Raw genomic sequence first — 14,472 nt, 5'->3', positions numbered from 1 at the left:
TAATTATTTATAAATTATTTGTGTTGAAGGTATCGCCTTGCTTAACATCTCCGGTATCGAAACCTTTTTTAAACCAAAACATCCGTTGTTTAGACGTTCCGTGTGTAAATGAATCTGGCTTTACCTGTCCGGTGGCTTCTTTTTGAAGTTTATCATCTCCAATGGCATTGGCTGCAGTTAATGCTTCCTCAATATCGCCTTCATCAAGTCTGAAATCTTTAAGATTTTGTGCCTGATGTGCCCAGATTCCTGCAAAAAAATCGGCCTGAAGTTCAAGTTTTACAGATAAACGATTGTACTCTGCTTCGCTTACTTTTCCTCTGGCCTCATCCAGCTTTGCTGAAATACCTAAAAGATTTTGTACATGGTGGCCAACTTCATGTGCAATCACATATGCCTGAGCAAAATCTCCGGCTGCTCCGAATTTATTTTTCAATTCATCGTAAAAGGAAAGGTCAATGTAAACGTATTGATCTCCCGGACAATAAAACGGGCCAACATTAGAACTGGCGTAACCACAAGCGGTTTGTACGCCATCTCTAAAAAGCACTAACGTTGGCTTCTGATAGGCTTTATTCATATTTTGAAATTCCTTCGTCCAAACCTGCTCGGTTGACTCCAGAACTCCTGACACAAATTGTGCCTGAGGATCATCTTTTGGAACACCCTTTTTGACTGCGCCCTGCTCCGTTGTTTGCGGAAGCTGGCTAACCAATCCGCTCAGGTCTTTCCCGAAAAACAGACCAACAACAACAATAATTAAACCCAAGCCGCCGCCTAAAATTGTACGTCCACCTCCGCTATTGCGTCTATCTTCTACATTATTACTGCCTTTACCAAACCATTGCATATCTTTAAAATTTATCTTAAACGATTAACCAAGTTAAAAGACTCTTTGTTCCGCTAATGTAGAAATATTTTGGCGATAACATCTTTGATGGAAGTAACCTTTTACGTATGGAAACTGCTTTGCGAACTAATTTTATTGCAAACGAAAATGGCCAGATAAATTGTCTGGCCAATATTTTTAAGCATTAAAGGCTTCAACTCCCCTTCTAATTCTGTTTTGGGTTTCATCTAAACCGAGCAATACTGCAATATCAAAAACGCCAGGGCCAAATTTGCCGCCAACCAACATAATACGAAAAGGCAACATTAATTCTCCTGGTTTAAAACCTTTTTGTTCTGCTAAAGCTTTAAAAGAAAGTTCAGCTTTTGATGCATCAGCAAGATCAAGATGTGCACCAAACTCCTCAAAAAAAGCTGCTTTTTCTGCCGACCACTTTGGTTTTACAGAAGCAACATCATATTGTGTTGGTACAGAGAAAAAATACTGACTTTGTGCAATAAAATCTGGCAATAAGGTACAGCGATATTTAATCAAATCAATTACCGTATGTAAAAATGCATCGTCTTTAATTTCAATACCCGCCAACTCAAGTTCTGCTTTAACGGCCGGTGCTAAACGTGATGCGCTGTCTGCTTTGATCCACTCATGGTTATACCATTTTGCTTTTTCGAAATCGAATTTAGCTCCAGCTTTGCTGATGCGTTCTACAGAAAATTTTTCTTCCAGTTCTGTTAAAGAGAACAATTCCTGATCGGTTCCATCATTCCAACCCAAAAGTGCAAGCATATTCACAAAAGCTTCTGGCATAAAACCCATTTCTTTGAAACCTTTGGTAATGTCTGCGGTTTTTGGATCTGTCCAATTCATCGCATAAACCGGAAAACCTAAGCGGTCTCCATCGCGTTTGCTGAGTTTACCGTGCCCATCTGGTTTTAAAATTAATGGCAAATGCGCCCATTGCGGCATTGCATCTTCCCAACCCAAATATTTCCATAGCAGAATGTGAATTGGTGCAGATGGTAACCATTCCTCTCCCCTAAAAGCGTGCGAGATTTCCATTGCCTTATCATCTACAACAACAGCAAGGTGATATGTTGGCATTCCATCGGCTTTTAATAAAACTTTATCATCAACCAGGTTGGTATCAAAACTTACATCACCACGAATTAAATCGTTAAAATGTACGTTTTCATTTTCCGGTACTTTAATCCGGATGACGTGCGGCGTTTTGGCTGCAAGTAAATCTTCTACTTCGCTCAAAGCCAAAGTAAGTGAATTGCGCATTTGCATACGAGACGCTTGTCCGTATTGGAAATTTGGAAATTCTTTTCTTTTTGCGTCTAATTCATCTGGTGTATCAAAAGCGTAATACGCATAACCATCATTTATCAGCTGTTCGGCAAATTTGCGATAGCTGGGTTTGCGTTCGCTTTGGCGGTAAGGGCCATAATTTCCGGGTTGGTTTGGACTTTCATCCGGCGTAATGCCGCACCAGTTCAAACACTCGGCAATATATTCTTCAGCGCCCGCCACAAAACGGTTCTGATCGGTATCTTCAACACGCAAAACAAAAGTTCCGTTGTTTTTTCTGGCAAACAAATAATTAAACAAAGCGGTACGTACGCCGCCTAAATGCAAGCCTCCTGTTGGGCTGGGTGCAAATCTTACTCTAACTTTTTTATCCATGATTAAGTAAAGAGCAGGGAGTTGGGAACTTGAGGCAATGGTGTAATCCACGCTAAAAGCTCAACGCACTGTGCTCGCTACAAAGATATGTTTTTCATCGATTTTACTTTATTTTCATTTGTGATGAAACCATTACACATTTAAAATGCTGCTTAGTGGTTTTTTAAAAAGCATAATGGTTTTATGTTTTTTTCGTTTTGTTATTGTATTTTGCCCTTCAAAGCATGAATCCGTACGAAAAGAAACGCCGCTGGAAGTTTTTACTCCTCATCTTCGCCATATTAATTGGCATCGCCTCTGTATTTTATACCGATTCTTTTGTTAAAAAAATGGAGCGTGAAGAAGCTGTTCAGTTTCGTTTGTGGGTACGCGTACAGGAGCGGGCAATGCAATTGTATGATGATCCCTTATCACAAAGTCTCATTAATGATGTTCGGGAAAACGTAAAAATGCCGGTAATTCTGATTAACAAAGATGGTGTCGTAATTTCTTCTACCGGTTTAGATACTACAAAAACCTGGAACCCCGGAACGGAAAATCTACAGTACGATAGTTTGTACTATGTACGGCAACTCAATAAAATGAAAGCCCAGCATAAGCCTTCTGAACTCAATATTTTTGGTGATAAATTTCTAGCCTATTACAGAGATTCATTTGTGCTTACACAACTGAGGTATTTCCCGTATATCCAGATGATTGTGATTTTCTTGTTTTTGCTTACTGCTTATACGGCCTTTAGTTCTGCTCGCCGAGATGAACAAGACCACGTTTGGGTAGGTTTAGCTAAAGAAACGGCACATCAACTGGGCACACCTATTTCTTCATTAATGGCTTGGATTGAACTGATGAAATCTAAATTTGATGCCGAAGATGATCCACTTATTGCCGAAATGGAAAATGACGTTAAACGACTGGAAATCATTACCGATCGATTTAGTAAAATTGGTTCAAAACCCATTCTGGAAGACCATACTGTTTTTATTGTGATCAGCAATTTTATCGATTATTTCAAAGTCAGAACTTCAGATAAAGTGAAATTTAGCATCACCGGAGATGAACAGGTTCGCGCACTGTTAAACGTTCCGCTATTTGATTGGGTTATTGAAAACCTGCTTAAAAATGCAGCGAATGCAATAGAAAATGAAGGGTCCATTTCAATCAATATTATTGAGAATTTGGCCAAAGAACAGGTTTTTATTGATGTATCAGATACCGGAAAAGGTATTCCGAGATCTAAGTTCGATACCGTTTTCCAGCCTGGCTACACCACACGCAAACGCGGTTGGGGATTGGGTTTATCTTTGACCAAAAGAATCGTGACCAATTACCACAGCGGAGAAATTTTCGTAAAAGAATCTGAAATGGGTAAAGGCACAACCTTTAGAATTATCTTGAAAAGCAGTTTAAAATATGAACCGACCACAGCCTAATGAATACCCAATTTGGGGCGAAACGTACATCAGCAAAGTGGATGGCGATGTTATAGAAATTTTGATAAACCAAGCAATTACGCTTCCGGAATTGTTTGATAGAAATGCAGACAAAGCCGATTTTGCTTATGCAGAAGGCAAGTGGACTTTGAAAGAAATGCTGGGGCATATTATTGATTGCGAACGTGTATTTGCTTTTAGAGTTACATGCTTCGCCAGAAATGAGCAGCAACATCTTCCTGGTTTTGATGAAGATGATTATGTAAACAATGCCCGATTTGCAGATCGCCCTCTTGCAGATCTGATGGAAGAATTTTCTGCATTACGCAAAGCCAATCTCTATTTATATAAATCCCTGAACGAAGAAGAACTGAACCGAAAAGGTACGGCATCTGATCGTGAAATCTCAGTTCGCGCAATAGTATATATTGCCGCCGGACATATTATCCATCATATATCTATACTTAAAGATCGTTATCATGTGGTTTAAAAATTTTACTGTAGACGAGCTAAACAACAGGCCAAAAAATCATATTGGCGCATTGCTTGGGATTGAGTTTACCGAAATTGGAGAAGATTTTCTGACTGGCACCATGCCTGTAGATGAGCGCACACATCAGCCCGTTGGCATTTTACACGGTGGCGCTTCTGTAGTTCTGGCAGAAACACTTGGAAGTATTGCTTCTTTTATGTGTATTAACCCAGAAAAATATCTGGCGGTTGGCTTAGAAGTAAACGCCAATCATTTACGCCCGGTAAAAAGCGGCAAAGTAACCGGAATTTGCAAACCGCTACACATAGGCGCAAAAACCCAGGTATGGGAAATAAAAATGTATGACGACAGAGGAAAAATGAATTGCATTAGCCGTTTAACTGTAGCCATTATTCCAAAACCTCAATAGTTCATTTTAACTTCTTCTGCATTTTGCAAAATACACTGCACACCATCCGTTCTACCGCAGCATTAAGCTTGAGTGCTATAACCGCGTTAACAAGTGAACTGGAGCGCTCTGAATTGAAAAAAGGTGCCATTTTGATTCGGGAAAACAAATACGAAGACCACTTTTACTTTCTTGAAAGCGGAATTGCAAGAGCTTCTATTCTCATCAAATATAAACCTGTAGCCATTTGGTTAGGTTTTTCAGGTGATGTTTGTTTATCCTTTAATAGTTATGTTTATCAAAAAGCAGGCTATGAACGCATAGACATTTTACAAGATGCTGTGGTTTACGGAATAAAAGCTTCTCGTTTACAAGAGCTTTATCAGATATATCCGGATTTGGCCAACTGGGGAAGAAAAATGGCCGAACATGAGCTGATTAAAACTGAAGAACGTTTTATTTCAAAACAATTTAAAACCGCATCTGAACGGTATGAAGCTTTGACTTTGCAATATCCAGAAGCATTAAAAAACATTCCTTTGGGCATTATCGCCTCTTATTTAGGCGTAACTCAGGTAACTTTGAGCCGGATTAGAGCAGCCATGAAATAATTTTTAACATTTGTAAAATCTTCTGGCAAACTTCTCTATTAGTTTTGCAGCATGAGCTGGATCTACTTAATTATTGCGGGTTGTTTGGAAATCGGATTTACAACCTGCCTCAACCTTTCAAAAAACTTTACGGTACTAAAATGGAGCGCAGGATTTTTAATTTGTGCGGTATTAAGCTTCATGTTTCTCAATAAAGCATTAGAAGAATTGCCGATGGGAACGGCTTATGCTGTTTGGACAGGAATCGGTGCTGTGGGAACAGTTGTTATTGGTATTTTGTACTTTAACGAACCCGCAACGTTTTGGCGTTTGTTTTTTATCGGGACATTGATTGCCTCTATCCTTGGATTAAAATTTTTTGCATCGCATTAATACAATAGAAATAAAATCATTGGGTGATTTATACATCCAATGATTTTAAAATCTCCAAACCTTCTGGCCACTCTCCGAAACCGGATGCTGTATTGATGTGGCCGCCATTGCCAATATCTATCCATTCACTTTTCCAGGCGTCCGCAAAATACTTGGCGCGTTCTACAGAAACCCATTCATCATTACTGCTGTTTACAACAATTGTTTTGAAAGGTAAGGCGTTTAGCGGCATTTTTTCAAAACCCGCAGTTTTAAAATCGTATTTTGGTGCTTCAACATCACTCGGCGCAACAAGCAGCGCACCTTTAATCTGATGACCAAACCGATTGGCCCAATTTGCAATAGTTGCGCAACCCAAGCTGTGTCCAATTAATACAACCGTTGATAAGTCAAATCCTTTCAAAGCCCTTTCAATTTCTTCAATCCATTCTGTACAAGATGGTGTATCCCAATCGCGTTGTTGTATACGAATAAAAGTGGAGGCAGATCGCTCAAAATGAGTTTGCCAATGGTCATCGCCAGAATTGCCCAATCCGGGTATAATGAAATAGTTTGTCATCAAAATTGTGTTTTAGGTCAATTTTGTTTAAAATAAAAAGGGCTGCTCTTTTAGAGAACAGCCCTTTTGCAAATATGATAATAAATTAAATTACTTTCACATTGATGGCGTTTAAGCCTTTTTTACCGTTTGCAACTTCGTATTGAACTTTGTCTTTTTCACGGATTTCATCGATAAGACCTGTTGAATGAACAAAAATTTCGCTATCGCCATTCGCAGGGATGATAAAGCCAAAACCTTTAGTTACGTTGAAGAATTTTACTGTGCCTTCTTGCATTGTATTAAAATATTAAATTAAGTCTGCAAGGTAGTCTTATTATTTTAAAATAAAAATAAATTTTAACATTTATTTAGTGTTAAAATTTTGTAAGACACAGATTACTAAGGCCTTTTAATTGCCTTCCCAACCAAGGTTAGCGTAATCTGACTGTTATGTGGTATACCCACTGTAGTTCCGGGAACTACAGTAAAAAGGTTGCGCACGTAGATGTCTGCCACACCTTGCATCATCCTTTTTTTACCTTCTGCTGCATCTGGCAATACGCCATTAACATTCAAAATTCTAATGGCTCCGGTATAATCAACAACGGCATAACATTCATAAGCAAAATCTTTGTAAGCCCGGTCAATTTCTATCCGATATCGAGGAAACATGTAATCATATGCTGCTGTCCGTCCGTTCAATTTATCAGCTGTGCTAAATTTTTCTACCTTAACAATTTTACTTTTTGGGATAAACTGAACCGGTACTCTTGCTGCGAAAGCATCTTTACCATCTCGGTTTACGGCATCAGAACGTTCTCTAATAAATGCAGTATCTGCTTTCGTTGGTTTTTGCAATTCTTTAGGTGTGGTTTTCAACTTATTTTTGATGTAATCCTGGGCGTAAAATGTCATGTTTACATCCGATCGGAAATCTTTCGCAATCACTTTTCCATCTACCTGTATTCTTTGGAACACCAAACTATCTTTACTAATGTGCTTTACCCTGAAAAATTCCTCTGCAAAATTGTATACGCTTCCGTGGTCATATTGAAGGTAGAATTTCTGCATAATCTGTTTTTGCGGGCTCCAGGCCATCATGGTATCTTCCGCAGCAACCTCAATAATCCATGAAGGTTCTTGCATAAAACCTTCTTTATTGAAAGATAAACCATCGCTAAAGCGGCGCTTTACCTCTTCATACCTAATGCCTTTTACCGGGGCAAATGTAAAATCTCTTAATGTAGCATCATTTGTTTTAGATCGGCCACAGCCGGAGAGCAACAATAAGGCAAAGAAAACGCGTATTATATTCTTAATCATAAGCTAAATTCTGTTGCTAAAATAAATATTATAAATTAAACGCTTGTTAAGCCGGTTGGCTATTCTCCTTTTGCAAAACAATATCTTTTTTTGGCACTATAGATTTTTAGACTTGAAATGAAACCGGTTCAATGACAACTTTTCGACTTGTTTTGTTTTTCCTTAACCTGGATTTTCAAGCTTTGGGTATTGATTTTCTATGCAGAAATCACAATTGACTTTATAATTCTTAAACCAAAACAGGACAAACCTTTATAAAGATTTGTCCTGTCTTAATAACATCAATGAAGATTTATTTTTTAGGGTCAAGAATATTTTTAATCCGGATATTCAGATCATCATAATGTGCTTTGCTGATGGCATCTCCGGCTGCAGATCTTGCTTTTGTTGTACTTAACAATGTTTTAAGCTCTGCTCTAACCAAAGGTCTGATGTCTGAAAGGGCAACATTAATTGGCGTTAAACCATAACTCGCTGCATATTCTGCCGGGAATCCTGGCGGAAGGTCAGAATCTTTTGTCATTAAGCCTTCTAAACGATCTACATAAGCGCGTTGCAAGTTGCGTTTAAATGCATCTGCATGGCCAGCAGCAAATACAGATGAACGCAAATCTGTAAACAATTCTGGTAAAGTATAGGCTTTAGCAACGCCGTTTTTGGTTTCATTGTCCAATAAACGTGCAATACGAGGTGCCGATAAAATGTTAGACAAGGTATTGGTTTGTACAGATTTAATTCTGTTTAACAAGGTTCCGTTGTCAAATTTAGACAATTCTTCATTGTTGATTAACCATAATGGCGTAGTAAACAACTGCTGATTGAAAAATGTAATGGCTTCTTTTTGTTTCGCCTTTGGCAAATATGCATACACCGCACCTTTTTGATCGTAGGTTTTGAAGTTTTCACTTAAACCGCCCACATTAGCCGTTACGTGCCCCATGTAGCGGTTGTATTGTCCAACAATTTCTGTATAGATTTCTTTCAGATCGCTGTATTCTTTTCCTTTCTGGAAAGTCCATTTTTCTACATTCGGCAGGATGCGTTTCAAATTGGCAATCCCGTAGGCACTTGCTTTCATCGCATTATCACCTAAATCTTCGCTTTGCAAACGCGGATCAAGCATGGTGCCCTGGCGGCCATAGAAATACAATGGATTTCCTGCATTTTTCAATGTCCATTGATTCAGAATTTCTCTTTCCTGCTCTGCAGTTTTGTTTCCCGGAATCCATGAATATCCCCATTTAATAGACCATTTATCGTATTCGCCAATTTGAGGATGCAATTTAGTTACGCCATCACCCGGTTGTGCAATGTAGTTAAACCGTGCATAATCCATAATAGATGGTGCAGTTCCGTGGACATCTGTGAAAGATTTAGAACGTAAAGAATCTACAGGATATGCGTAGCTGGAACCAAAGTTATGTGGCAAACCTAAAGTATGTCCAATTTCGTGAGAAGATACAAAACGAATCAACTCGCCCATTTGCGCGTCTGTAAATTTTGCTTTGCGTACTTCTGGATTCACGGCTGCAGTTTGTACAAAATACCAGTTGCGCAATAAGTTCATCACATTGTGGTACCAGCCGATATGTGTTTCCAAAATCTGGCCAGTACGCGGATCACTAACATGCGGGCCATATGCATTTGCAATATCAGAAGCGAAATAACGCACTACAGAATACCTGGAATCGTCTACATCAAATTGTGGATCTTGTGTTGCTGTTGGCGCTTCTTTACCCATAATGGCATTTTTGAAACCCGCAGCTTCAAAGGCAACCTGCCAATCGTTAATTCCCTGAATTAAAAACGGAACCCATTTCTTCGGCGTTGCCGGATCAATATAAATGATGATTGGTTTTAGGGGTTCTACCAATTCTCCGCGTTTGTAAGCGTTAGTATCTTTAGGTATCAAATTCCAGCGGTGAATGTATGCAGTACGTTCTGCTTTTTGCGCATCAGAACCGTAATCAATTTGAGATTGGCCAAAATAACCCACACGGCTATCCATAATACGCGCTTTTACCGGCGTTTTTGGCAAAAGCAACATCGATGTATTAAATTCGAAAGTAATTGCGCCGTTACTATTATCCGTAGGCGATTCTGCAGCGCGGTAGGTTTTGGCAGTTTTTACTTCAACATTTAATGGAAAAGTTTTTATCGTATCAATGTACGAGCGGTTTACATCATATGCAGTAATTTTATATGCTTTACGCACTTGGTCTGTTGCACCAATAGCCATGATATCACCGTTGTAAAAATCGGTTACATCAATCACAACCCCAGTCGTGTCTTTATTGTACGCTTTAATTTCGAAGCTGGCCAGAATTTGTGCCAGGTTTGAGTTCTGTACCGATTGATACATATCGCTGTTTGGATCTGCCTTGGTTGCATAACTTGGCACACGAATGTAAACCTGCTTGCCCCTACGCTCCCATTTCCAAACCTGCTCGTTCAGTTCTTCACCGCCGTATTGCTGGTTGCCCACTTTTACGCCTACCGGAGATTTTGAAACGCGGGTTACCACCAACATTTCTCTATTTAATACAGAATCCGGAATTTCAAAATACCATTTATCATCAACCTTATGTGTTTTAAACATCCCGTTGGTTGTTTTGGCTTTGGCGGTTACCACTTCAGAAAAAGGCTTAATACCTTCTTTTTTTGCCGGGGGGGTTGCTGCAGTTGCAGCCGGAGTTGCCGGTGCACCTTTTGCTTTTTTAGATTTTTTCTGAGCGTAAACCGAGTCGGATTGTACTACGCCAAAAACTATAATACCTGCCAAAGCAAGTAGCTTAATTTTTTTATTCATGAATAATGTTGTTTTGCCTGGTTAAAGCCGTAAAGTTAAATGTTGGAAAACTTTAAAAATACATGTATTTGGAAAATTACATAATTTAAGGTTCGCAAATCGCCAATTTGTACATCAAAGAGAAATTTCTCGGTTTAATTTCTTTAACCTTCAACTTATCTGGCCATAATCATAGATTATTGTTTAACATATCATTAAATTTAATAATTTAGGTATCAAAAATCAATAACCTGCACAACATGTTACTTTCTAAAAGCGTGAAATCCTTTTTCCTGATATTTTTATTATTCATTTGCTTAATCACTTCTTGCTCTACCAATAAGAGCATATCGAGAAAAGTCGCGCAGCAGTTTAAAAAATCTGAAGTGATCAAACACTATCAGGTCGGGTTTGCCTTATATAACATGGATAATAAGCAGATGATTTTTCAGAAAGATGCAGATAAATATTTTACGCCTGCCTCAAACACCAAACTTTTTACTTTTTATGCCAGTTTAAAAATGCTTCCTGAGCGCATGGCGGCACTTAAATACATTGAAACAAATGATTCATTAATTTTTTGGGGAACAGGCGATCCGTCTTTCTTGCAATTTGCGGTGAAAGATAAAAGTGCGTACAATTTTTTATTGGCTTCTGATAAGAAACTTTACTTTGCGCCGGGGCGATATAACGGCACTTTCTTTGGAGAAGGCTGGTCTTGGGATGACTACGATTATTACTATCAACCAGAAATTACAGAATTGCCCATTATGGACAATATGGTTACGTCTGTTTATCAATCTACAGAGAAAATCAACATCAGTCCTAAAATCTTCACTTCTGGTTTTAAAGTTGATTCAAGCAAAACAAGGGGTAATTTTCAGGTTACGCGCGATTTTCTAACCAATACTTTTCGTTATCCTGCAGTTGCTGTCCCAAGCAATTACAACCAGCAAAACCCATACAAAACCAGTGAGCAAACCACAATAGAAATTCTAGCAGATACGCTGCACAAACCTGTAGCTTTGATAAATTTCAAAATTCCGGCCAATGTGAAAACCTTGCCTGGCGCAAGCCGCGATTCGGTTTTGAAACACATGATGTTGCCAAGCGATAACTTTATTGCCGAACATTTGTTACTCGCCTGTTCAGACCAACTGGGCGATACTTTGAGCACTTCAAAAGCAATTCATTATATCGTTAAAAACTACCTGTCTTTTTTACCTGATAAACCCAAATGGGTAGACGGTTCTGGTCTTTCCAGGCAAAATCTGTTTACGCCGCGGGATATGGTCTACTTGCTGGATACGATTTACAGAACGGTTAATAATCCGCAAAAACTTTACAATATGTTTCCGGCAGGAGGAAAATCAGGAACATTAAAAAATGCTTATCCAAAAACCGATGCTCCATTTGTATATGGAAAAACGGGCTCATTGGGCGGCGTACACAATCAAAGTGGATACGTGCTCACCAAAAAAGGCAAAACCTACATATTCTCTTTTATGAACAATGGATTTGTTAAACCAACGGCAGAAGTGCGGGCAGAAATGGTACGCATTATGACTTATATACACGATACGTTTTAATACAAAAGCTGCGCAGAGCGATGAATTTTGATTTAAAATCTTTATCACAGCCTCTTTCTAACCAGATTATTTTGGATGGAAAGCGTTATCTCTATTTCAGCGGAACGGCTTATCTCGGCATACCCAATCACCAAGAATTTCTCGCTTATGTTATAGAAGGTATTTCCAGATATGGACTCAATAACGGAACCAGCAGATCAAACAACATTCAATTGGGGATATACGATGAAGCTGAAAACTATGCTGCAAAAATGTTTAATGCATCAGCTTCATTAATTACATCTAGCGGTTACCTTGCCGCACAAATGGTGGTTCAAACTTTCGCCACACACGGAAATATACTATATGCGCCTGCCAGTCATCCGGCCTTGTGGAATGTTAATCCGCCAGAAGTAAACGAAATATTGTTTACAAACTGGAGCGAAGAGGTATTGCAGCAGATAAATTCCTCATCTGTGCGAAATTGGGTTTTGATTAGCAATTCTATGAACAATTTGTTTCCTGAAATTTACGATTTTGATTTCCTGAAACGCATAGACCCAACAAAAGAAATCATCCTCATAGTAGACGATTCTCACGGAATCGGAATCAATCACGCTGGTTTGGGCGCTTTCGATACTTTACCGAAACAAGAAAACATTACCAATATTGTTGTTGCCTCTATGGCGAAAGCGCTTGGTGTTGATGCCGGAATTGTATTGTCTTCTGCCCCTGTTGTCGAAAAACTTAAAAAGAGTAATGTTTTTATTGGCGCTTCTCCTCCTTCTGCCGCAGCACTTTTTGCTTTTATACAGGCAGAAAGTATTTACGCAAGTGAACGATTAAAGCTGGAAAAAAACGTCGCCAAGCTCAAAAGTTTAAAGTTTAAAAATTGGAAGTACACCGCTTCATTTCCTGTATTTCTATTGGAAGATCCCGGCATTGCCTCACGATTACTTACCCATAAGATTTTAATTTCTTCATTTCCCTATCCAGATCAGAACAGTTTTCCGATAAACCGCATTGTGTTGAGCAGCTGGCACAGTGATGAAGATATCGAATCACTTGCGTTAGCGCTTTAAATGCACATATAGGTTTTTCTTTCTTTAAGATATTATTTACAATCTTTAGGCTCCTATTTATTTATATGAAAAACTTAATCTCTCTTTTACTTATTTCTTTAAGCACAACTGCTTTATATGCACAAACCACCGATATTTGGATTGTACGCCACGCCGAAAAAGAAAAAGCAAATCCGCAAGAAAAAGACCCCGATTTATCTGTAGAAGGAGAAGAAAGAGCCGCAGCATTAGCCATTTATCTCAAAAAAGAAAACATTGATGTTGCATTTACTACGCCATATAAACGCACCAGACAAACAATTGATTCATTGGTTATCCCAAAGGTAATTTCATATACAGAAATTCCGGCGATGGTTGAGTTGATTAAGAAAACTTATCTTGGCAAAAAAATCATAATTGTTGGCCACTCTAATACGTTAATGCAAATTATTGAAGCACTTGGCGCCAAAAAACCAAAGGATGAACTGGCGGAAGATGATTATGACTATATCTTCCATTTGACACTAAAGGGAAACAAAGCAAAGGTTAAATCGGATTATTACGGCAATCCGCATCATTTATAATTTCTCGAAAGGAATATCCATTAAATCATAGTTTTTCCAGCCTTTAAAATCATAATGCCACCACTCATTATCGAGTACAATAAGTCCGTATTTCGCCATTGTGGCAATTAAAAAATCTCTGTTTTTTTTTGCTTTAAGAGATACCTTTTCAAATTTTGCCGCGGCGGCCGCAGAAAAGCTATCATATGGCGTTGGCATTTCTAAATCTTTGCCTGTTTTTAAATCAATTAACGTTAAATCCACCGCGCAGCCACGATTGTGTTTTGAGCCTTTAGCTGGGTTGGCTACGAAATTTTTATCACTCGCTTTTTTATAGAAAGCCACAGTAATGGTATATGGCCTGTAGCCGTCAAAAATTTTTAATCCGTAACCTTTCTTTTTTAACTCTGCCTGTATTTTGCCTAATGCCCCAACAACCGGTTTACGTGCAAAAGCCCTTGCCTGCTTATACATAACCTGGTGCATAAAGTTGTTTGTGGTTGCATAGCGGATATCGAGCTTAATATCCGGAATGGCTTTTTTGATTTCGATTAAGGTATTGTTCGGATTCGACTTTATAGAAGCCTGATATTGACTGAAAGAATTTATGACAACTAACTTTTTCTTCGGTAATGGATTGCTTTGTGCAGCAGCAAAAAGAGAAAAAGATATAAAAAATAGAAGGCAACTTACTTTCATAATAGAATTAAATCATTTGGCCATCATTGCAGGAAGGCATTTTTTACCAACCAAACAATCTTGCAACAATTGTATAATTTGCACATTAAGATTGCTCAT

General features: G+C 38.6%; 15 protein-coding genes. 8 read left to right on the top strand and 7 right to left on the bottom strand.

The window, feature by feature from the left end; genetic code table 11:
* Positions 1-7 precede the first annotated feature (7 nt).
* On the bottom strand, positions 8-850 hold the full coding sequence (gene ypfJ, locus ACJVDH_RS20625; RefSeq protein WP_443945296.1) for a KPN_02809 family neutral zinc metallopeptidase: 843 nt from the start codon (positions 848-850) through the stop codon (positions 8-10).
* A gap of 177 nt (positions 851-1,027) precedes the next feature.
* On the bottom strand, positions 1,028-2,536 hold the full coding sequence (gene gltX, locus ACJVDH_RS20620) for a glutamate--tRNA ligase (RefSeq protein WP_443945295.1): 1,509 nt from the start codon (positions 2,534-2,536) through the stop codon (positions 1,028-1,030).
* A 224-nt stretch (positions 2,537-2,760) separates the two neighbouring features.
* Between gltX and ACJVDH_RS20615 the strand changes: the two genes are divergently transcribed.
* From ACJVDH_RS20615 to ACJVDH_RS20595, 5 genes are read left to right on the top strand one after another with little or no spacing between them, the layout of a single operon-like run.
* Entirely contained in the window at positions 2,761-3,966 is a 1,206-nt protein-coding gene (locus ACJVDH_RS20615; RefSeq protein ID WP_443945294.1) for a sensor histidine kinase, read from the top strand.
* Positions 3,947-4,456 carry a DinB family protein gene (locus ACJVDH_RS20610; RefSeq protein ID WP_443945293.1) on the top strand — a complete coding sequence of 170 codons (510 nt, stop codon included), beginning with the start codon at positions 3,947-3,949 and terminating at the stop codon, positions 4,454-4,456. The genes ACJVDH_RS20615 and ACJVDH_RS20610 overlap by 20 nt, the downstream gene beginning before the upstream one ends.
* Positions 4,446-4,868 carry a hotdog fold thioesterase gene (locus tag ACJVDH_RS20605; protein WP_443945292.1) on the top strand — a complete coding sequence of 141 codons (423 nt, stop codon included), beginning with the start codon at positions 4,446-4,448 and terminating at the stop codon, positions 4,866-4,868. Before ACJVDH_RS20610 ends, ACJVDH_RS20605 begins: the two co-directional genes overlap by 11 nt.
* Positions 4,869-4,891: 23 nt before the next feature.
* On the top strand, positions 4,892-5,458 hold the full coding sequence (locus tag ACJVDH_RS20600; protein WP_443945291.1) for a Crp/Fnr family transcriptional regulator: 567 nt from the start codon (positions 4,892-4,894) through the stop codon (positions 5,456-5,458).
* A gap of 51 nt (positions 5,459-5,509) precedes the next feature.
* Positions 5,510-5,830, top strand: coding sequence for a DMT family transporter (locus tag ACJVDH_RS20595; RefSeq protein WP_443945290.1), 321 nt, complete (start codon positions 5,510-5,512; stop codon positions 5,828-5,830).
* 28 nt (positions 5,831-5,858) lie between these two features.
* Here the strand turns inward: ACJVDH_RS20595 and ACJVDH_RS20590 are convergent, their stop codons facing one another.
* From ACJVDH_RS20590 to ACJVDH_RS20575, 4 genes are all read right to left on the bottom strand, one after another.
* Positions 5,859-6,389: an RBBP9/YdeN family alpha/beta hydrolase gene (locus tag ACJVDH_RS20590; protein WP_443945289.1), complete on the bottom strand. Its 531-nt coding sequence runs from the start codon at positions 6,387-6,389 to the stop codon at positions 5,859-5,861.
* Positions 6,390-6,474: 85 nt separating this feature from the next.
* Positions 6,475-6,666 (bottom strand): cold-shock protein, encoded by a 192-nt coding sequence (locus tag ACJVDH_RS20585; protein ID WP_443945288.1) that lies wholly within the window; start codon positions 6,664-6,666, stop codon positions 6,475-6,477.
* Positions 6,667-6,770: 104 nt separating this feature from the next.
* Entirely contained in the window at positions 6,771-7,694 is a 924-nt protein-coding gene (locus ACJVDH_RS20580) for a hypothetical protein (RefSeq protein WP_443945287.1), read from the bottom strand.
* Between the two features lie 292 nt (positions 7,695-7,986).
* The gene (locus ACJVDH_RS20575; protein ID WP_443945286.1) at positions 7,987-10,503 is read right to left on the bottom strand and encodes a zinc-dependent metalloprotease; all 2,517 of its coding nucleotides are present in this window, start codon (positions 10,501-10,503) and stop codon (positions 7,987-7,989) included.
* A gap of 239 nt (positions 10,504-10,742) precedes the next feature.
* On the opposite strand from ACJVDH_RS20575, the gene ACJVDH_RS20570 reads away from it, so the two are divergent.
* The 3 genes from ACJVDH_RS20570 to ACJVDH_RS20560 all read left to right on the top strand — a co-directional run bounded on the left by ACJVDH_RS20570 (position 10,743) and on the right by ACJVDH_RS20560 (position 13,695).
* Positions 10,743-12,071 carry a D-alanyl-D-alanine carboxypeptidase/D-alanyl-D-alanine-endopeptidase gene (locus tag ACJVDH_RS20570; protein ID WP_443945285.1) on the top strand — a complete coding sequence of 443 codons (1,329 nt, stop codon included), beginning with the start codon at positions 10,743-10,745 and terminating at the stop codon, positions 12,069-12,071.
* A 20-nt stretch (positions 12,072-12,091) separates the two neighbouring features.
* Positions 12,092-13,132 carry an aminotransferase class I/II-fold pyridoxal phosphate-dependent enzyme gene (locus ACJVDH_RS20565; RefSeq protein WP_443945284.1) on the top strand — a complete coding sequence of 347 codons (1,041 nt, stop codon included), beginning with the start codon at positions 12,092-12,094 and terminating at the stop codon, positions 13,130-13,132.
* A 65-nt stretch (positions 13,133-13,197) separates the two neighbouring features.
* The gene (locus tag ACJVDH_RS20560; RefSeq protein WP_443945283.1) at positions 13,198-13,695 is read left to right on the top strand and encodes a histidine phosphatase family protein; all 498 of its coding nucleotides are present in this window, start codon (positions 13,198-13,200) and stop codon (positions 13,693-13,695) included.
* Here ACJVDH_RS20560 and ACJVDH_RS20555 read toward each other — a convergent pair.
* Positions 13,690-14,373, bottom strand: a complete 684-nt coding sequence (locus tag ACJVDH_RS20555) for a M15 family metallopeptidase (protein WP_443945282.1) — start codon at positions 14,371-14,373, stop codon at positions 13,690-13,692. The two genes, ACJVDH_RS20560 and ACJVDH_RS20555, sit on opposite strands and share 6 nt — an antisense overlap.
* Positions 14,374-14,472: the final 99 nt, after the last annotated feature.

Source organism: Pedobacter terrestris (assembly GCF_052343045.1).
Classification (GTDB): Bacteria; Bacteroidota; Bacteroidia; order Sphingobacteriales; family Sphingobacteriaceae; genus Pedobacter.
The sequence above is the reverse complement of the archived record's forward strand: the minus strand, read 5'-3'. Positions and strand labels throughout refer to the sequence as shown.